Raw genomic sequence first — 19,874 nt, 5'->3', positions numbered from 1 at the left:
TGGTTCCTCCTTTAATTTTCTTTACCAATATATCTTATAACTTCCTCTACCATCGCTTCTGTTGTGTATACATCTGGACAAACAGAAACATGTAATCCATGTTTCATTGCCGTCTTCGCACAAATTGGTCCGATACAGGCAATGATAAGATCCTCTATGTATGTATTCAATTCATATTGTTCAATAATTTGAATGAAGTGATTTACCGTCGATGAACTTGTAAAGGTAATGATATCAAGTTCCCTACTCAGGATCAGTTGAACCAGTTCTCTTGCGCTCTTTTCGGGAAGTATGGTGTGATAGATAACGATTTCATCACACAACGCACCTTTTTCATTGATGGCCTCAGCTATGACTGTACGTGCGAGATTCCCTTTCGCTAGAAGGACACGACCGCCAGGTTCAAGCAGCTTAACGAACTCTGTAACAAAGCGTTCCGCAACATATTCAGACGGGATAAAGTCGGCTTCATATCCATACCTATTCAAGGCTTCTTCCGTCTTTGACCCGATGACCGCTATTTTGGGTAGAACATCAAGTTGCGTACCCAAAAGTTCAAACAAAAAGTCCACACCGTTTTTGCTTGTTAAGACGATCCAGTCATAGCTGTTCAATTGATTTAACCGCTCTTTCACCTCTCCCAAATGATCTGGAAGGGTAAAATCAAGCAACGGCACCAATAGAGGTGTACCCCCATTTTTTTCTATTAAAGTTTGTAAGCCCTCAGTCTGGCCTTTTCCTCTGGTGATTAAAATCCGATAATCTTTAAGAGGCAAAAAAGGCGTCATTACTGATCGAGCTCCTCTTTGACACGATCGATTAACTGTTTACCACCGAATTCACTGATTAGTTTAGCAGCTTTAAGACCAACAGCTTCAGGATTAGGGCCCTCGGCCATCTCTTTATAAATCACTTTTCCATCCGGGGAAGCAACTAAAGCCGTTAAGGAAACATCTCCATCCTCTTTTACAACCGCTAATCCAGCAATGGGAACCTGGCATCCACCTTCCATTTTATCTAAAAAGGCGCGTTCAGCTTCAACTGTCTTTTTCGTTTTCTCACATGTGAATTTTGCAAGTTCAGAAAGTAAATCATGATCATCTGCACGGCACTCAATGGAAAGAGCTCCTTGACCGACAGCCGGTAAACAAATATCTTCATCTAAAAACTCCGTTACGACGTCTTGTTTCCAACCCATTCTCGAAAGACCTGCTGCAGCTAGAATGATGGCGTCATACTCTTCATTTTTCAACTTATCCAAACGTGTATCGATATTTCCGCGGATCCATTTGATTTCAAGATCCGGTCTTCTCGATAGAATTTGAGCACTGCGGCGCAAACTGCTTGTTCCAACAATGGAGCCAGGTTTCAGTTCAGACAGTGTTTCATGGTTCTTGGAAATCAAAGCATCACGATGATCTTCTCTAGGCGGAATGCAACCGATGGTCAAACCCTCCGGAAGAACAGCTGGCATATCCTTCATACTATGTACTGCCATATCAATCTCTCCACTCAGCATGGCCTGTTCGATTTCTTTAACAAACAGTCCCTTACCACCTACTTTGGAAAGCGTCACATCTAAAATTTGGTCACCCTTCGTGACAATTTCCTTTACTTCGAACTCGTAGGGTAGACCCAGGTCTTTAAGTTGCTTAATAACCCAATTGGTTTGTGTTATCGCTAATTTACTACGTCTAGAACCGACAATGATTTTTCTCATAGTTTCCTCCTATGTATTCCAAACATGGAATGATGAAAGACTTCCAAAAAGGAAAAAGTTAATTAATACAATCATGAAAAAACCGATATTCAAGAAGGCTAGGGTTCTGCCATAGATTTGTTTACGGATTTTCAAGTATAAATAAACACTGTATCCTATCAATATAACAAATGAGCCGATAATTTTCATGTCCAACCAAGATACACCCGGCAATTTTAAATTTGCCCACTGTATGCCTAGTATCAAAGAAACTCCTAATAAAGGAACCGCAATTACAGCCAGAATATAAGACAAATATTCAAGCTTTGTCAAATCTCCAAGTCGAAGTAACCGTTTCCCCCATTTCTTCCGCTTCAATAAGTCATATTGAATCAAGTAGAGTAGGGAAAACACAAAGGAAAGTGTAAAAGCGCTATAAGATAGCAAAGCAAAGGTGATATGGATCAACAATAGCTCAGAAACCAACTTTTGAGCAAGGACTTCGGATTCTATCTGTACTGGGGCAAATGTGTGAATAGCCATCACCATAAAACCAAGTAGATTAGTAAAGAAGACGATAAAATCCACACGCAACAAGCGATTAATGATCAATGAGAATGAAACGAGGAGCCAGGCATAAAAGTATAAACCTTCGAAAACCGTCATGATTGGAAATCTACCCGTTTTCATTACATAAAGAAATAAAAAAATTGTTTGCAACACCCAAACAATAGAAAGCAACCAGAAGGCTACTTTATTAGCCTTCTGGTTATTATTTAGAAAATCAAAAAAATATAAAAGCATACTGACCGCATATAACAGTACAGTACCTTCATGTAATCTTGTCATTAGTAATTCCATATCTACCTCATTAATGGACAGGAACTGGGTTTAGCAGGGAAGACTTTGCTTGTTGTTCTGTTTCATTGTCCTCTACCATTTTTTCTTCAACCAATTCCTCTAAATGAAAGATTTTCACAAAATTATTCAATTGCTCTTTTGCATTTGGTTGCTCTGCAAGTTCTTTAGCATATAAAATCGGATCTTTTAGCATTTGATTAATGATGCTTTTCGTATGCTTGTTCAAGACCTTCTTATCACGATCACTTAGGTGAGGGAGCTTTCTTTCTATACTCTCCATCGTTTCCTTTTGAATCGACAACGACCTTTCACGTAATGACGAAATGACCGGAACGACACCTAACAGGTTAATCCATTGATTGAAATCTACTATCTCCGATTCAATCATTAGATCAATTTTTTCAGCAGCTTTTTTGCGTTCTTCGAGATTTGCTTGCACGATACCTTCAAGATCATCGATATCGTATAGGAATACATTTTCCATCTCCGCCAATGCCGGATCCAAGTCACGTGGAACAGCGATATCCACCATGAAGATAGGGCGACCTTTACGCAATTTGTTCACGAATGTCATCATTTCCTTCGTGACGAGAAGATCTTTTGAACCAGTGGAAGTGATTAAGATATCAGCTTCCACTAAAGCACATTGCAGTTCCTGAAGCTGTTTGGCTTTTCCGTCAAATCGTTCAGCTAGATCAACAGCCTTTTGATAGGTACGATTAATGACTGTAATGCTATCCGCACCATTGCTGTGAAGATTTTGAATGGCCAATTCACCCATTTTACCTGCACCAAGGATCAAGACATTCTTGCCACTTAAGCCACCAAAAATTTTCTTCGCCAGTTCGACTGCCGCATAACTTACAGAAACTGCATTCGTGTTGATTTCCGTTTCTGAATGAGCTTTTTTGGCAAGTGTAAGTGCTTGTTTAAACAGATGGTTAAAAACCGTACCTATTGTATCTTCCTTCTGTCCTAACATGTAACTTGAACGAACTTGTCCCAAAATCTGCGTTTCTCCCAGAATCATGGAGTTCAGGCCACACGTAACAGAGAATAAATGCTCAACAGCCCCGTCCCCTTCATAGAAAAACAGATATTTAGAGAATTCCTCTTTATCGAGGTTAAACCATTCTGAAAGAAATTCCTTAATATAATATCTGCTAGTATGAAGTTGATCACCTACCGCATAGATTTCCGTTCTATTACAAGTGGAGATAATGACATTCTCCAATATGCTTTTTTTATTTTTAAGAGCTTTCATTGCCTCGGCAAGTTCGGCTTCATTAAACGACAATTTTTCCCGAATTTCTACAGGGGCAGTTTTGTAATTGATACCAACCGCTAGAATATGCACCTTTTGTTTTGCACCCCCAAAATTTTTCATGTAAATTCATTATAACATGTACAAAAACTGATACAAAAAAATATATGAACAGTTTATGAACGTATGCTACCATAATAAGAAAGCTAGAACCCATGATTCAATGACAGGGTAGTAGCTGTATTATATATAAAATACATATTTCGACATTGTGTACAAAAGAACCATAACAAAAATACCAAAAAACTTCAAGTAATCGAATTGTTAGGAGGATGAAATGAAAAAGCAACGGATTTTTCCCGGAATCATTTTAATAGGTTTCGGACTTTATTTTTTTCTTGAACATTCACAAATTGAAATTTTCCCAGGTTTCTTTAGCTGGCCTACATTATTATGTATCGTTGGTATTGCCTTTTTAACTCAGGCCTACAGTGGGAATGAATACGAATCAATTCTTCCAGGTGTCATCCTGCTCGGGTTCGGTGCCCATTTCCACATTGCCAATAATCTGGAATTGTGGCCAGATAGCCTTGGTATCTTTATTTTAATCATTTCTCTTGGATTTATTCTAAGGACCCGTAAAACGAATACGGGAATGATGCATGGGATGATTCTATTCGTCATTGCGATCCTCACTTTATTTTATGATAAAATCACATCATCCTTCGACATTCTCGAAACAAGCACTTATAATATAGAAAAATTTTGGCCATTTGTCATAATTGCAATTGGTGTTTATATCTTACTTCGAAAAAAATAAAAGGCCTCCAATTGGAGACCTTTTCATGAAAAGAGAAGGACATTCCACTAACTGGAATGTCTTATTTCTCGTTACATATACTTTTTCAGAACGCCCCAGACTTGTTCTTTTCCTTCGCCTGTTTCACCAGAGAAAAGAAGCAATTCATCTTCTTTTTCCAGATTTAGCGTTTGACGTGTAATTTTTAAATGTTTTTGCCATTTGCCTTTTGGGATTTTATCTGCTTTCGTCGCTATCACGATTCTTGGCAAATCATAATGCTTCAGGAATTCATACATGGCGATATCATCCTTAGTCGGAGGATGACGTAAATCAACGACCAATATCGCTGCACGAAGCTGTTCACGGGATGTGAAATATGTTTCGATCATTCTCCCCCACGCGTCTCGTTCGCTTTTAGAAACCTTCGCATATCCATAACCAGGTACATCCACAAAATGCATGGCCTCATTTATGATATAGAAATTTAGCGTTTGCGTCTTTCCTGGTTTAGAGGAGGTACGCGCTAAATTTTTCCGATTGATTAGTTTGTTGATGAAACTGGATTTTCCAACATTTGAACGGCCCGCTAAGGCAAATTCCGGAATCGGTGTATTAGGATATTGTTCAGGCTTCACGGCGCTGATGACAATATCTGAACTTGTCACTTTCATTCGTTCACACCTACCAATGCATGCTCAAGGACTTCATCAACATGTGAAACTGGAACAAATATTAATTCTTTACGGACACTTTCCGGGATATCATCAATATCCTTTTCGTTATCTTGCGGGATGATGATTTTCGTAAGCCCTGCCCGATGAGCCGCTAAGGATTTTTCCTTAAGGCCGCCGATTGGGAGAACCCGTCCACGTAATGTAATTTCGCCTGTCATGCCTACCTCTTTTCTGATCGGCCTATTAGTAAGAGCCGATATCAACGCTGTTGCAATCGTGATGCCTGCAGATGGACCATCCTTAGGAACGGCTCCTTCTGGAACATGAATATGAATATCATACTTTTCATGGAAGTTCGTATCAATTTGGAGTTTCTCGGTTTTCGAACGTACATAACTGAAAGCAGCCTGAGCAGATTCTTTCATGACATCCCCGAGTTTCCCTGTCAAAATGAGCTTGCCTTTACCTGGTGATAAAGATACCTCGATCTGCAATGTATCCCCACCGACCGAGGTGTAAGCCAATCCATTAGCAACACCGATTTGGTTTTCGGCTTCAGCCTGTCCATAATGGAACATCGTTTTTCCTAAAAACTCCTCGACATTCTTATCAGAAATCACGACTCGTTTTTTCTCTCCGGAAACAATGATCTTTGCCGTCTTCCTGCAGATACTGGCAAGCTGCCGTTCCAAACTACGAACACCGGCTTCCCGTGTATAGTAACGGATGATCTTAGTAAGGGCTTCTTCACGAATTTGCAGTTGTGTCTTCAATAGACCATGGTTTTCCAACTGTCTCTGCAGTAAGTGATCCTTGGCAATATGAAGCTTCTCTAACTCAGTATACCCTGCAATCGATATGATTTCCATACGATCACGAAGCGGTCCTGGAATTGTAGAAAGATTATTTGCTGTTGCGACGAACATGACCTTGGAAAGATTATACGTTTCTTCAATATAATGATCGCTGAAATTATGGTTTTGTTCAGGGTCAAGGACCTCAAGCATTGCGGCCGATGGATCTCCCCTAAAGTCATTGGACATCTTATCCACTTCATCCAATAAAAATACCGGATTTATGGTACCAGCCTTTTTCATCCCTTGAATGATTCTACCAGGCATTGCGCCTACGTAAGTGCGGCGGTGTCCCCTGATTTCCGATTCATCACGCACGCCTCCTAAGGAGATGCGGACAAACTTTCGGTTCAATGATGAAGCAATTGACTTGGCCAAGCTTGTTTTTCCGACTCCTGGAGGGCCTACTAAACATAGAATCGGTCCTTTCAACGAATTAGTCAACTGCTGGACCGCCAAGTATTCAAGCACCCGTTCTTTTACTTTTTCCAACCCATAATGGTCACGGTTAAGTATTTTTTCCGCTTTGTGAATATTAAGGTCATCTTTCGTGGCATTTGACCATGGAAGCGATATCAACCATTCGATATAATTGCGGATGACGGAGCTTTCAGCTGAGCTGGATGGAACTTTTTCATACCTATCCAATTCTTTTAAAGCCGTTTCTTTAATATGCGCGGGCATATCGGCTTCATCTATTTTCTCAGTAAGGACAGCAATTTCACCTGTTTTACCTTCTTTATCTCCTAATTCCTTTTGAATGGCTTTCATTTGTTCCCGGAGATAGTATTCTTTTTGGGTCCGCTCCATGGAACGTTTGACACGCTGACCGATTTTTTTCTCAAGGAAGAGGACTTCCTTTTCGTTATTGATGATTTCAATCACACGGCTTAAGCGCTCTTTCATATCGATGGTCTCAAGTACTTCTTGCTTCTCCTTCAGCTTTAATGGCAAATGTGAAGCAATAATATCAGCCAGTCTACCCGGCTCTTCAATATCAGAAGTGGAAGAGAACGTTTCACCAGTTATTTTCTTGGACATCTTTATGTATTGTTCAAAATAATCCAGCAAAGTGCGCATTAGCGCTTGATGTTCAGCATCTTTTTCATCACTGTCTTCATATATTTTAACCTTCGCACCATAATGTGTCTCATAATCGTAAAATTCACTAACCTCTGCCCGGTTCAAACCTTCCACTAAAACGCGGATGGTACCATTTGGAAGTTTCAGCATCTGTTTTACTTTTGTTAATGTTCCCATGGTGAATAAATCCTCTTCACCAGGTTCATCTAACGAAACATCTTTCTGTGTCGTCAAAAATATAAGATGGTCTTCCACCATTGCTTTCTCAAGGGCTTGTACCGATTTATCTCGGCCTACATCTAAATGAAGTACCATTGTTGGATATACAAGCAGTCCTCTTAGCGGCAGGAGGGGAACGATGATTTCTTGATCAGTCATTTCCTGACACCTCCAAATTTAGTATCGTCGTTGTAAACTATTTACCCAAGTTATCAACCTTTTAACAATTCTATCCTATTTATATAGAAGTGTCTATTTGTTTCCCTTGACGGGTACATTTGCTTTTATTATCTCCAATTTGGGCAGAAAAAGCACGCGGGAACTCATCGTTATTTTTCTGCCGAATCCATAAAATGCCCCGGTCTTTTTCAAACCGGGGTATTACTCTTATACACTTTCTTTCTTGGACGGTTCCAAGGAAGCTAATATTTGTTCTGACATCAACTCTTTATTAAGCGCCTTATCCAATACTTCTTTCACATTTGTAACAGGGATAATATCTATCCCTTTTATCTCTTGCAGAAGTGGTTGCATATTTTCCGCCGGGATAATAACGGTCTTCGCCCCAGCCAATTTCGCTGCCTTAATCTTTGGAATGACGCCTCCGATCGGTTTAACTCCGCCATGAATGCTAATCTCTCCAGTCATCGCTACCATATGGTCCACAGGGATTTTATAGATGGCCGAATAAATGCCCGTTGCCATCGCTATACCCGCTGACGGACCATCCACAGGGCTACCTCCCGGGAAGTTAACATGAATATCAAATTGATCCGCCGGTACGCCCATTGAACGCAAGACGGTGATAACATTTTCTATCGATCCCTTGGCCATGCTTTTGCGACGAATGGATTTCCCATTTCCACCACCAATGCTCTCTTCCTCGACAATTCCTGTGATATTGATTGACCCTTTATCATTAGAAGCCGCCATCACGGTCACTTCTATTTCCAGCAATGCACCACTATTAGGACCATATACTGCTAGACCATTGACAAGACCGATTTTTGAGCTAGATTCTATTTTCCGGTCCATTCTCTGCGTTAATTGGCTGCTATGAGCCATCCAATCAATATCTTCTTCCCTAATGAAACTACGATTTTCATTGATGGAGATACCAGCCAATGTTTGAATCATATTGACGGCTTCCCTGCCATTTCGGGCGTAATCCGATATCGACTCAAGCCCTTTTTCACTGATAGTAATACCTACTTTATCTGAAGCATTTTTAGCCACGGATACGATTTCCTCACGATCAAGTTCACGGAAAAACACTTCAATGCATCTCGACCGAATGGCCGGTGCAATTTCATTTGGGGTTCTGGTGGTAGCACCGATCAAACGAAAATCAGCAGGAAGGCCATTTTTAAAAATATCATGGATATGGGTAGGTATATTTTGATTTTCTTCCTGATAATAAGCACTTTCGAGAAAAACTTTTCGATCCTCCAACACTTTTAACAACTTGTTCATCTGAATGGGATGGAGTTCCCCAATCTCATCTATAAATAGCACGCCACCATGAGCATTACTGACGGCCCCTTGTTTAGGTTGAGGGATACCTGCTTGCCCCATGGCTCCTGCCCCTTGATAAATCGGGTCATGAACAGAGCCTATTAATGGATCGGCAATTCCCCGTTCATCGAATCTAGCGGTCGTAGCGTCCAGCTCGATAAAGACCGCCGACTTTTTAAAAGGAGACTTCCCATTTTTCTTGGCTTCTTCCAAAACGATCCTTGCTGCTGCCGTTTTTCCTACTCCAGGAGGACCATAAATAATTACATGCTGAGGATTCGGACCGCACAAAGCAGCTTTTAAAGATTTGATGCCATCTTCCTGCCCGACGATGTCTTTAAAGGTAATTGGCCTCACCTTTTCAGCCAATGGCTCCGTTAATGAGATGGACCTCATCCTTTGTAGCTGATCCATTTCCTTTCGTGAATCACGATTAATAGAAACTTTTTGCGTCCGTTGACCTTTTAATAAATTCAAAAAATATAAACCAATCACAATCCCAAAAAACAGCTGAATAAATAATGCTATCCCTGTCCAATTCATCATTTTCCCTCCTGCTACTGCCTAGTCATTTCTGATAGTATCTCCTAGTAGAGGGCGAAATAATCCAATAAATTAGGGATGTAAATTTTGGTGTTTATTCATTAAATCGCATGGGCTCACTTTGATGAAAAAGCACAAAAAAACTGCCAGACGAACTGGCAGTTTTTGTGACTATTACATTAAGCAGAAGTTTTCTTTTCTTGTCCTTGGATGGTAGTACCATCTTTAAGTACAAGTTTCGGTGTTTCATTTTTCGCGATTGTGTTACCTGTGATAACACATTTAGCAACATCATCACGTGATGGAAGATCGAACATCACTTCAAGGATAATTCCTTCGATGATGGAACGAAGTCCACGTGCACCTGTTTTTCGTTCAATCGCTTTTTTAGCGATTTCACTTAGTGCTTCCTGTTCGAATTCCAATTCTACGTCATCCAGCTCAAGTAATTTTTGATACTGCTTCACAAGAGCATTTTTCGGTTTTGTCAGAATCTCAATCAAAGCTGCTTCGTCCAATTGCTCCAATGTAGCAATTACCGGAAGACGGCCGATGAATTCCGGAATTAAACCGAAACGAAGTAAATCTTCAGGAAGAACCTTAGAAAGCAATTCTTTTTCTGCGATATCATCTTTTTTAACATCAGAACCAAAGCCAATAACTTTCTGACCTAAACGGCGTTTGATGATTGGTTCGATGCCGTCAAAAGCACCACCACAGATGAATAAGATATTCGTTGTATCGATTTGAATGAATTCTTGATGAGGATGCTTACGCCCACCTTGTGGCGGTACGCTAGCCACCGTGCCTTCAAGAATTTTCAGCAAGGCTTGCTGTACGCCTTCACCGGAAACATCACGTGTAATAGATGGATTCTCGGATTTACGGGCCACTTTATCGATTTCATCGATATAGATGATTCCTTTTTCCGCTTTTTCCACATCGTAATCTGCTGCTTGGATTAATTTAAGAAGGATGTTTTCTACATCTTCCCCAACATATCCAGCTTCTGTTAATGAAGTTGCATCAGCAATAGCAAAAGGAACGTTTAATAGACGCGCTAACGTTTGAGCAAGAAGCGTTTTCCCGCTTCCTGTCGGCCCTATAAGAGCGATGTTACTTTTAGAAAGCTCGACGTCATCAACTTTGCTATTGGAATTAATACGCTTATAATGATTATAAACAGCAACAGCTAGAGATTTTTTAGCCTGTTCTTGTCCAATCACATATTCGTCTAGAATCCCACGGATTTCCTTAGGTTTAGGTACGTCTCTGAATTCTACTTCTTCATCCGTACCCAGCTCTTCTTCAACAATCTCAGTACAAAGCTCGATACACTCGTCACAAATATATACACCTGGACCAGCTACCAGTTTACGGACCTGTTCTTGAGTTTTTCCACAAAAAGAACATTTTAATTGTCCTTTTTCATCATTAAATTTAAACATGTACGTTCACCCCTTTAAATACTCTTCCTTCCAACTCTAGCGATGTATATGGCATCTGTTCCAAACTGGAGCAGATCCATAACTACTTAAGCGTTCCAAAATTCCTAGTATGTTTTGCATTCTATCATGTTCTTGGATATTTTGTAACAAAAACGCTCACTAGCAAGTTGTCCAATAAGTACAGAATCTCATTTCATATGTATGTTTCCATTTATCAGTATATCCAAACACTTCTGTTTTTAAAAATAGGTTTTTCTGTATAAATATGTATATGCCGTGTTAGAACTAATCTACACTGAAATGAAAAAAAAATCAATCAGAAACTATCTGATAGTTAAAATTACCAACAAATTCTTAATATGTATAAAACAAGGCACGATTACTCGCGCCTTGTTTTTTGAAGAAAATATTTACAAACCGTTACTTAAGAATAAATTATTTTGCTTCAACTGTTTTACTGTTTTCCACCAAGAAGTCAATTGCTTTCTTAATTTTAAGATCGCCTTTGATGTTTTCTAAGTTTCCAAGAGCTTGTTTGATCGCTTCAACTTCCATGTTGTACATTGTAGCCATTTGAGCAAGTTCAGCTTCAACGTCTTCGTCTGTTGCTTCGATTTTTTCAACTTCTGCGATTGCTTCAAGAGTCAAGCTTGTACGAACTTGTCCTTCAGCTTCTTCTTTCATTTGTGCTTTTAAAGCTTCTTCGTCTTGACCTGAGAATTGGTAGTAAAGTTCTAAGTTTAGGCCTTGAGATTGAATGCGTTGAGAGAATTCATTCATCATGCGGTCTACTTCATTAGAAATCATAGCTTCAGGAATGTCCATTTCTGCACCTTCAACAGCTTTACCAATTACAGTGTTTTGTACGAAGTTTTCTTCTTCATGTTTTTTGTCATGCTCTAATTTATGTTTAGTTTTTTCTTTAAGTTCAGCTAACGTTTCAACTTCTTCGTCAACGTCTTTCGCGAACTCATCATCCAACTCAGGAAGTTGTTTTGTTTTGATTTCATGAATTTTCACTTTGAATACAGCTGGTTTACCTGCAAGTTCAGCAGCATGGTATTCTTCAGGGAAAGTAACTTCGATATCTTTCTCAGCACCTGTTTCAAGACCAACAAGTTGTTCTTCGAATCCAGGAATGAATGAGTTAGAACCGATTTCTAAAGAATGGTTTTCTGAAGCTCCACCTTCGAATGCTTCGCCATCAACGAATCCTTCAAAGTCAAGAACGACTGTGTCGCCTTCTGCAGCTTGTCCTTCTTCTTTAACGACAAGTTCAGCTTGACGTTCTTGCATTGCTTTCAATTCATTATCAACGTCTTCTTCTGTTACTTCAGTATTGAATTTTTCTACTTCAACACCTTTGTAATCTCCTAATTTAACTTCAGGTTTAACAGTTACAATTGCAGTGAAGATTAGGTTTTCGCCTTTTTCCATTTTTTCGATGTCGATTTCTGGACGATCTACAGGCTGAATTCCAGCTTCTTCGACAGCATTTGCATACGCATCAGGAAGAATGAAATCAAGAGCATCTTGATATAATGATTCTACGCCGAATTTCTTTTCGAACATTTGACGTGGCATTTTACCTTTACGGAAGCCAGGTACGTTTACTTGTTTTACTACTTTTTTGAATGCTGCGTCTAAACCTTCGTTTACTTTTACAGCATCTACTTCGATTGTTAATACGCCTTGATTACCTTCTTGTTTTTCCCATTTTACAGACATGTGTTTCCCTCCAAAAAGATCTATATACTTCAATAATAAGCATTGGATGAATATGCTTTGCAAGTTTTAACAAGTCATCCTTCAAATATACCCAAGAAAAATATTGGGAATTCGTCAAAATTAGACGATTATACATTACAACCACTACATTATAACACAGGTTTAAACTGTTACAACAGCAATAGGTTAAATAATGGGGTAAGAAATTTCTTCGATTTCTTTTATTGTGGCTAGAATATTCGTAACCGCTTCCCCACCAACGGAATAATTATCCGCTATTTTCTGAACCATATCTTCCCCTGTCATATACTGTTCGGCTAACGCATGATAGGCAGCCGCCCATACTGGTATCTTTTGTTGTTCTGGTTCAAATGGATATAACAGAAATGAATGCCGTTCAATTAAACTGTGCACCATTTTAAATAAACTCGGGTTTTTCTGACTGATTTCTTCTTCAATCAGGGCATTTATCGTTTTATAAAAACTCGTTTCCTTCCATTCTTCCAACTTACTCGGAATGACGATCTGGGATTCACCGAATTTTTGAACGATCACTTTTTCGTTATATTCCTGATCAATAAGGATGTTAAGAAGCATCGTTTTGAAAAATGGTTGTCCTTCACTTTGAAGATACTGCTCGATTTGAGGGATAAATGGTCGAATGTTTAGATTCGTTAGTTTTGATATCACAAGCAACATGTCTTGATCCGTTTTCCCACCGAACAACTCTTCCTGCTGCAGTTCTTCTTCAAGAAGCTGTTTACCCCTGTCGGATTCCTCTTTTTTCTCTTCGAGTGCCCTTTTGCTGAAATGGAGCATCTTTTCAAAATGCTCTTCTTGGTCGAACGGTATTTGATTTTCATCAAACAAAAGTTCAATCGTCGTAATCATATCCTCATGTTCATTTAATTGTAGAAGGACCATTAAATAGATGTTAATCAATTGAAAATAGTCCCCGATTCCCTTATTAAGCATCTCTTGACACAATTCTTTGGCCTCTTCATAATGTTCAAGCTCTACAAGCGATACAACTAAACCCATACAGACTTCATCATTCTCCGGCTCAAATTCCCGTGCTTGAGTGAAGAGGAGAGCTGCCTCTTTAAAATTCCTGTTCCCAAGCTCATCCAACCCTTTAATGATTAGCCTCTCCCCTAGGTTTGGAAAGGCAATGACCTTGGAATCATCCTGGTTCTTTCCATTATTATGATCCATCCTAGTTTTCACCTCGCCGTTCACTTTTGAAAGACAGTTTAGCATGTAATAGAACGAAATTCAAAAATCAATGACCCCTCCGTGATGGTCTATAGTTGATTATTTATCCACAAAAAAAACGAGCTTCCTATTTTATGTCAATAAGGAAGCTCGAAACCTATTTTCTTTAAACGCTAGAAAGTGCATCTTTTTGTTTTTCATAAGCAGTTATTTTCTCATCATACTGAAGGGTGATTGAGATTTCATCCCAGCCTTTAACCAACATTTCTTTCCAATATGGATGAATTTCAAAGCTCGCCTCAAAGCCTTGGCCATCTACCACGGTTTGATTAGGAAGATCGATTGTCAATTCATAGTCAGGGGCAGAGACCCTCTCCATAAGGTACTGGACTTGCTCCTGGCTTAAGGCAATGGGGACCATCCCATTTTTCATACAATTGCTTTTAAAAATGTCGGCATAAGAAGGGGCGATGACAATATCAAAACCATAATCTTTTAACGACCACGGTGCATGTTCCCGTGAGGAACCACAGCCAAAATTTTCTCCTGCAATTAAAATGGACGTATCACGATTTTGAGGCTGATTCAATTCAAAATCAGGGCGTTCATATCCTTCTTCATCAAAGCGCCAGTTATAGAACAAGAATTCACCAAAGCCGCTACGTTCAATGCGTTTTAAAAATTGTTTTGGAATGATTTGATCGGTATCCACATTTTTGCGATTTAGTGCCGCCGCTCTTCCTTTATATATCGTAATGGGTTCCATTTCCATTCTGCACCTCCAACTGTTTTGTTTAATTAATGGACTTGTTCTATTTTTTGTAAATTTCTTATATCGACAAACTTCCCATATATAGCTGCAGCTGCCGCCATGGCCGGGCTTACTAGATGGGTCCTTGCTCCTGCTCCTTGGCGCCCTTCAAAATTCCGGTTACTAGTGGAAGCACAATGTTCACCAGAAGGTACAGCATCAGGATTCATGCTCAAGCACATGCTACAACCTGATTCCCTCCACTCAAAACCCGAAGACTTGAAAATTTCATCCAGGCCCTCTTCTTCCGCCTGTCTCTTTACACTTTGTGAACCTGGTACTACCATTGCCCGAACACCCTTTTTAACCGTTCTGCCTTCCACCATCTCAGCTGCCTGGCGTAAGTCCTCAATCCGGGAATTCGTACACGAACCAATAAATACATGTTGAACAGGAATATCCGTAATTGCCATTCCTTCCTGAAGCCCCATATATTCAAGCGCACGGACGAGCTCTTTCGAATCATTGATATTACTCGAAGAAGTTGGTACACTTTCGTCTACTCCACTAGCCATACCTGGATTTGTTCCCCAGCTGACCATCGGTGAAATCAAGCTGCCATCAAGGATGATTTCACGATCATACACCGCATCCGTGTCACTAGCGAGTGACTTCCAATCCCGGACACAACGTTCGAACTCTTCCCCTTTCGACACATATTTACGCCCTTTTAAATAGGAGAAAGTGGTTTCATCCGGGGCCACTAACCCTGCCCTTGCTCCCCCTTCAATCGACATATTGCATACTGTCATTCTTTCTTCCATCGACATTTCTTCAAAGACTTCCCCACAGTATTCAATGATATGGCCTGTTCCAAAGTCGACACCGAATTTAGATATGACATATAAAATGACATCTTTCGCCATGACACCATGACCAAGTTTCCCATTAACTTCAAGCTTTAACGTTTTCGGTTTTGTTTGCCAAAGCGATTGTGTCGCCAAAACATGCTCCACTTCACTTGTACCTATTCCAAAGGCAATCGATCCGAATGCCCCATGCGTAGAAGTATGGCTATCTCCGCAAACAATCGTCATACCAGGTTGTGTAAGACCTAATTCCGGGCCGATAACGTGCACGATCCCTTGTTCTGGGCTGTCTAAATCAGCAAGTCGGATGCCGAATTCTTTACAGTTCTTATCGAGTGCTTCCAACTGTTTTCTTGCGATATCATCTTGAATGAAGTAGCGATTTACAGTCGGTACATTGTGGTCCATTGTTGCAAAGGTTCGATCCGGTCTTCTCACTTTGCGCCCTTTCAACCTTAAACCTTCAAATGCCTGAGGGGATGTTACTTCATGAATATATTGAAGATCTATATACAATAAATCCGGTTTATTTTCCTCTTCATTTATAATATGGCGATCCCATATTTTTTCAATTATTGATTTACCCACATCTATCCACCTCAATCAAATTTATAGTTTTTTAAAAAACACGGCCTAAGTTTAGGCCGTGAAAGAAGGTTAAGCATAAGCTCCCATGATGTTGGAGATGGCTTCCTGGTCTAATAGCGTCGCTTTTATCTGGGCAATCATTTCTGTCGTTGTGGTAATTGGAGATTGACCGTTAGCAATATCACCTGTCCTCAATCCATAATCGAGAATCGTTTCCACCGCTTGTTCGACCGCATCTGCTTCATTTTCCAACCCAAAAGATAAGCGTAGCAACGATGCAGCGGATAAAATCATCCCAATTGGATTTGCTAAGTTTTTACCAGCAATATCAGGAGCAGATCCATGTATCGGTTCGTATAAATTAGGTCCTTCCGTTGAAATAGAGGCGGAAGGCAACATGCCAAGTGAACCAGTTAATACGGACGCTTCATCGCTCAAAATGTCGCCAAACATATTTTCCGTCACGATAATATCAAATTGCTTCGGGTTCTTTATAAGTTGCATGGCGGCATTATCAACAAGCATGTGTTCAAGTTCCACTTCCGGATAGTCTTTTGCGATTTCATCAGCCGTCTCCCGCCACATCCTACTAGATTCAAGGACATTGGCTTTGTCGACCGATGTCACTTTTTTCTTGCGGTCGGAGGCCAATTTAAACGCAAGTTCAATGATGCGCTTCATTTCATCTTTCTGATAAAAGAGAGTATCGACAACCGCGTCCTTCCCTTCACGTTCCACGCGTTCGCTTGGTTTCCCAAAATAAAGGCCACCCGTTAGTTCGCGTACAATAACGAAATCCACATCTTCAATGAATTCCTTTTTAAGGGGTGAAGATTCCGACAAACTGGAATAGTAGCTGATTGGCCGGATGTTAGCATAGAGATTCAGTTCTTTGCGGATTTTCAATAACCCACGTTCAGGTCTCAGGTGTGCAGGCTGATTATCCCACTGCGGCCCACCGACAGCACCTAATAATACCGCATCGCTATTCTTACAGATCTCTATCGTTTCGTCCGGCAGTGGCAACCCAGTATTATCGATTGCCCCACCGCCAATTTCTCCATATTGAAATTCAAAATCGTGTCCGTACCTTTGGGCAACGGCCTCAAGAATTTCTACAGCGCCTCTAGTAACTTCTTTCCCTATGCCATCTCCTTGAAGCACCGTAATATTCCTTTTCATCGAAATCTCCCCTTCCTATTGCAAAACTGCTTTTTCTTCTAATTCCTTCATGATGACAACACGGTTCACTGCGTTTAAATAGGCTTTTGCCGAAGCTTCCAATACGTCCTGGTCAAGTCCGCGCCCACTCGTCTCCACACCGTTGTAATTAATTTTCACGAAAACTTGCGCTAAAGCATCCATCCCAGCTCCCACAGATTGTATCCTGTAGTCCTGTAAGTTGACTTCACTACCCAAACATCTTTCCAACGTGTTATATAGGGCTTCAACACTACCTGCACCTGTAGCTGCTTCTTGAATTTCTTCATTATTGCCTTTTTTCAACGTAACCGTGGCCGTTGCAACTTGGTGCGTACCATGAGATATCTGGAAAGAAATCAGATCATAAAAACTGATATCAGTCGCTTTTTGCTCAAGAACTAGGGCTACGATATCTTCGTCCGTCATTGTTTTCTTGTTATCCGCCAATTCTTTGAATTGAACGAATAAAGAATTCATTTCTTCATCTGTTACGGAGAAATTCAATTCTTGTAATCTCTCTTTGAAAGCATGTCGGCCAGAATGCTTACCTAGCACAAGTGAATTAGATGAAACACCGACTAGTTCCGGTGAAATAATTTCATACGTCGTTTTTTCTTTTAACATGCCATCTTGATGAATCCCGGATTCATGGGCATAGGCATTGGCTCCGATAATGGCTTTATTCGCAGGAACCTGCATTCCCGTTAAACGGCTAACTAGATCACTAGCCCTTTTGATTTCATTTAAGACGAGACCCGTTTCCGCTTGATAGAAATCTTTTCGGATGTAAAGGGCCATCGCCACTTCTTCAAGGGCCACATTGCCGGCACGTTCGCCTATTCCATTTATCGTCCCCTCGACTTGCGTTGCCCCACCTTCAATGGCAGCCAATGAGTTAGCCGTTGCCATTCCAAGATCATCATGGCAGTGAGCTGAGAGGCTTACTTTATCGATGGAAGGAACATTTTCACGTAGGTAACGGAAGATGTTTCCATATTCAATCGGTGCTGCATAACCCACTGTATCCGGTATATTGATAACCTTCGCACCCGCCTGAATGACCGCTTCGACTATTTCAGCCAGATAGTCAAGTTCAGTTCGACTGGCATCCTCAGCAGACCATTGTACGACTGGGAAACGCTCTGCCCCGTACTTGACCATGGCAACTGATTTCTCAATCACTTGTTCTTTTGACATTTTCAGCTTATATTGACGGTGAATCGGAGACGTGGCGATAAATGTATGCAGCCTTGGTTCTGCCCCAACTCTTAATGAGTCCCACGCAGCGTCAATATCCCCCTTTACAGCGCGCGCCAGCCCTGTAACAGAGCTGTTTCTTATTTTGCGCGCGATTTCCTGTACGGAGTTGAAGTCTCCTTTGGACGCTGCCGGAAAACCGGCCTCGATAATATCCACACCCAACCTTTCGAGCTGGTAAGCAATTTCAAGCTTTTCGGTGAAATTTAAGTTCACACCCGCCGATTGCTCCCCATCACGAAGTGAGGTTTCGAAAATATTAATTTTTCGCAACGGCTACCACTTCTTTCTCTGTTTGTTGTGGTTTTACGAATGGCATCATTTTTCTTAATTCGCGACCAACCACTTCGATCTGGTGTTGGTTCTCGCGATTGTTAATAGCATTGAAGACTGGACGGTTTGCTTGGTTTTCCAAGATCCACCCTTTGGCGAATTCACCTTCTTGGATGTCCTTTAAGATAGCTTTCATTGCTTCTTTTGTCGTTTCCGTTACAACGCGTGGACCAGAAACGAAATCTCCCCATTGAGCGGTATCAGAGATTGAATAACGCATGTTCTCCATGCCACCTTCATACATAAGGTCGATGATCAATTTCAGTTCATGTAAACACTCGAAGTATGCAACTTCCGGTTGGTAACCAGCTTCCGTCAAAGTCTCAAAACCAGCTTTCACAAGCGAAGTTAATCCACCGCAAAGCACGGCCTGTTCTCCAAAAAGATCCGTTTCTGTTTCTTCTTGGAACGTTGTTTCCAATCCACCCGCTCTTAGTGCTCCGATTCCTCTAGCATAAGCAAGTGCCAATTCCCTCGCTTCTCCCGTAACATCTTGATAGATCGCGAATAATGCCGGTACCCCTGCACCTTGTTCATATGTACGGCGAACAAGATGTCCTGGACCTTTTGGAGCAACTAATAACACATCTACGTCTGCTGGTGGAACGATTTGATTAAAGTGAACGTTGAATCCATGCGCGAACATTAATGCTTGACCTGCTTGCAATACGGGTTTGATTTCTTCTTGATATACTTTCGGTTGAGTTTCGTCTGGTAAAAGGTTCATGATTACATCTGCTTGCTCCGCTGCTTCTCTTACTGTATATACATTGAATCCGTCCTCTACTGCTTTATCGAACGATTTCCCTTTTCTAATTCCAACGATTACATCAACACCGCTGTCACGTAAGTTTTGAGCATGTGCATGTCCTTGTGATCCGTATCCGATTACCGCTACCTTTTTATTATTGAAAAAGTTCTCGTTTGCTTCTGCGTTATAATATACTTTTGCCATAATTTACATCTCC

General features: G+C 40.7%; 16 protein-coding genes. 1 reads left to right on the top strand and 15 read right to left on the bottom strand.

The window, feature by feature from the left end:
* Window positions 1-11: 11 nt before the first annotated feature.
* Genes ACQKL5_RS00785 through hemA form a run of 4 tightly spaced genes read right to left on the bottom strand, consistent with a single transcriptional unit; the run spans window position 12 to window position 3,917 of the window.
* On the bottom strand, window positions 12-788 hold the full coding sequence (locus tag ACQKL5_RS00785) for a uroporphyrinogen-III synthase (protein WP_427606020.1): 777 nt from the start codon (window positions 786-788) through the stop codon (window positions 12-14).
* Window positions 788-1,720 carry a hydroxymethylbilane synthase gene (gene hemC / locus ACQKL5_RS00780; protein ID WP_427606019.1) on the bottom strand — a complete coding sequence of 311 codons (933 nt, stop codon included), beginning with the start codon at window positions 1,718-1,720 and terminating at the stop codon, window positions 788-790. Before hemC ends, ACQKL5_RS00785 begins: the two co-directional genes overlap by 1 nt.
* A 9-nt stretch (window positions 1,721-1,729) precedes the next feature.
* Complete coding sequence (locus ACQKL5_RS00775; protein WP_427606018.1) at window positions 1,730-2,548, bottom strand: cytochrome C assembly family protein; 819 nt, start codon at window positions 2,546-2,548, stop codon at window positions 1,730-1,732.
* A gap of 22 nt (window positions 2,549-2,570) precedes the next feature.
* Window positions 2,571-3,917 carry a glutamyl-tRNA reductase gene (gene hemA, locus ACQKL5_RS00770; protein ID WP_427606587.1) on the bottom strand — a complete coding sequence of 449 codons (1,347 nt, stop codon included), beginning with the start codon at window positions 3,915-3,917 and terminating at the stop codon, window positions 2,571-2,573.
* A 244-nt stretch (window positions 3,918-4,161) separates the two neighbouring features.
* On the opposite strand from hemA, the gene ACQKL5_RS00765 reads away from it, so the two are divergent.
* On the top strand, window positions 4,162-4,644 hold the full coding sequence (locus ACQKL5_RS00765; RefSeq protein WP_427606016.1) for a LiaF transmembrane domain-containing protein: 483 nt from the start codon (window positions 4,162-4,164) through the stop codon (window positions 4,642-4,644).
* Between the two features lie 71 nt (window positions 4,645-4,715).
* On the opposite strand, the gene yihA is transcribed toward ACQKL5_RS00765, so the two are convergent.
* The 11 genes from yihA to ilvC form a co-directional block, all read right to left on the bottom strand.
* Window positions 4,716-5,297, bottom strand: coding sequence for a ribosome biogenesis GTP-binding protein YihA/YsxC (yihA, locus tag ACQKL5_RS00760; protein ID WP_402874633.1), 582 nt, complete (start codon window positions 5,295-5,297; stop codon window positions 4,716-4,718).
* Entirely contained in the window at window positions 5,294-7,615 is a 2,322-nt protein-coding gene (gene lon / locus ACQKL5_RS00755; RefSeq protein WP_427606014.1) for an endopeptidase La, read from the bottom strand. The genes yihA and lon overlap by 4 nt, the downstream gene beginning before the upstream one ends.
* Before the next feature lie 228 nt (window positions 7,616-7,843).
* Entirely contained in the window at window positions 7,844-9,514 is a 1,671-nt protein-coding gene (lonB, locus tag ACQKL5_RS00750) for an ATP-dependent protease LonB (protein ID WP_427606012.1), read from the bottom strand.
* Window positions 9,515-9,693: 179 nt separating this feature from the next.
* Window positions 9,694-10,962: an ATP-dependent protease ATP-binding subunit ClpX gene (gene clpX, locus ACQKL5_RS00745; RefSeq protein ID WP_427606010.1), complete on the bottom strand. Its 1,269-nt coding sequence runs from the start codon at window positions 10,960-10,962 to the stop codon at window positions 9,694-9,696.
* 435 nt (window positions 10,963-11,397) lie between these two features.
* Entirely contained in the window at window positions 11,398-12,690 is a 1,293-nt protein-coding gene (tig, locus tag ACQKL5_RS00740) for a trigger factor (protein ID WP_427606008.1), read from the bottom strand.
* Between the two features lie 186 nt (window positions 12,691-12,876).
* Window positions 12,877-13,905, bottom strand: coding sequence for a tetratricopeptide repeat protein (locus tag ACQKL5_RS00735; protein WP_427606007.1), 1,029 nt, complete (start codon window positions 13,903-13,905; stop codon window positions 12,877-12,879).
* Between the two features lie 166 nt (window positions 13,906-14,071).
* Entirely contained in the window at window positions 14,072-14,671 is a 600-nt protein-coding gene (gene leuD, locus ACQKL5_RS00730) for a 3-isopropylmalate dehydratase small subunit (RefSeq protein WP_427606586.1), read from the bottom strand.
* Window positions 14,672-14,703: 32 nt separating this feature from the next.
* The gene (leuC, locus tag ACQKL5_RS00725) at window positions 14,704-16,113 is read right to left on the bottom strand and encodes a 3-isopropylmalate dehydratase large subunit (protein WP_427606005.1); all 1,410 of its coding nucleotides are present in this window, start codon (window positions 16,111-16,113) and stop codon (window positions 14,704-14,706) included.
* A gap of 69 nt (window positions 16,114-16,182) precedes the next feature.
* The gene (leuB, locus tag ACQKL5_RS00720; RefSeq protein WP_427606003.1) at window positions 16,183-17,295 is read right to left on the bottom strand and encodes a 3-isopropylmalate dehydrogenase; all 1,113 of its coding nucleotides are present in this window, start codon (window positions 17,293-17,295) and stop codon (window positions 16,183-16,185) included.
* A 15-nt stretch (window positions 17,296-17,310) separates the two neighbouring features.
* A complete protein-coding gene (locus tag ACQKL5_RS00715; protein ID WP_427606001.1) occupies window positions 17,311-18,846 on the bottom strand; it encodes a 2-isopropylmalate synthase in 1,536 nt (511 codons plus the stop codon).
* Window positions 18,833-19,861 carry a ketol-acid reductoisomerase gene (gene ilvC / locus ACQKL5_RS00710; RefSeq protein ID WP_427605999.1) on the bottom strand — a complete coding sequence of 343 codons (1,029 nt, stop codon included), beginning with the start codon at window positions 19,859-19,861 and terminating at the stop codon, window positions 18,833-18,835. The genes ACQKL5_RS00715 and ilvC overlap by 14 nt, the downstream gene beginning before the upstream one ends.
* Window positions 19,862-19,874: the final 13 nt, after the last annotated feature.

This window comes from Peribacillus sp. NPDC097675 (assembly GCF_050277655.1).
GTDB lineage: Bacteria > Bacillota > Bacilli > Bacillales > DSM-1321 > Peribacillus.
The sequence above is the reverse complement of the archived record's forward strand: the minus strand, read 5'-3'. Positions and strand labels throughout refer to the sequence as shown.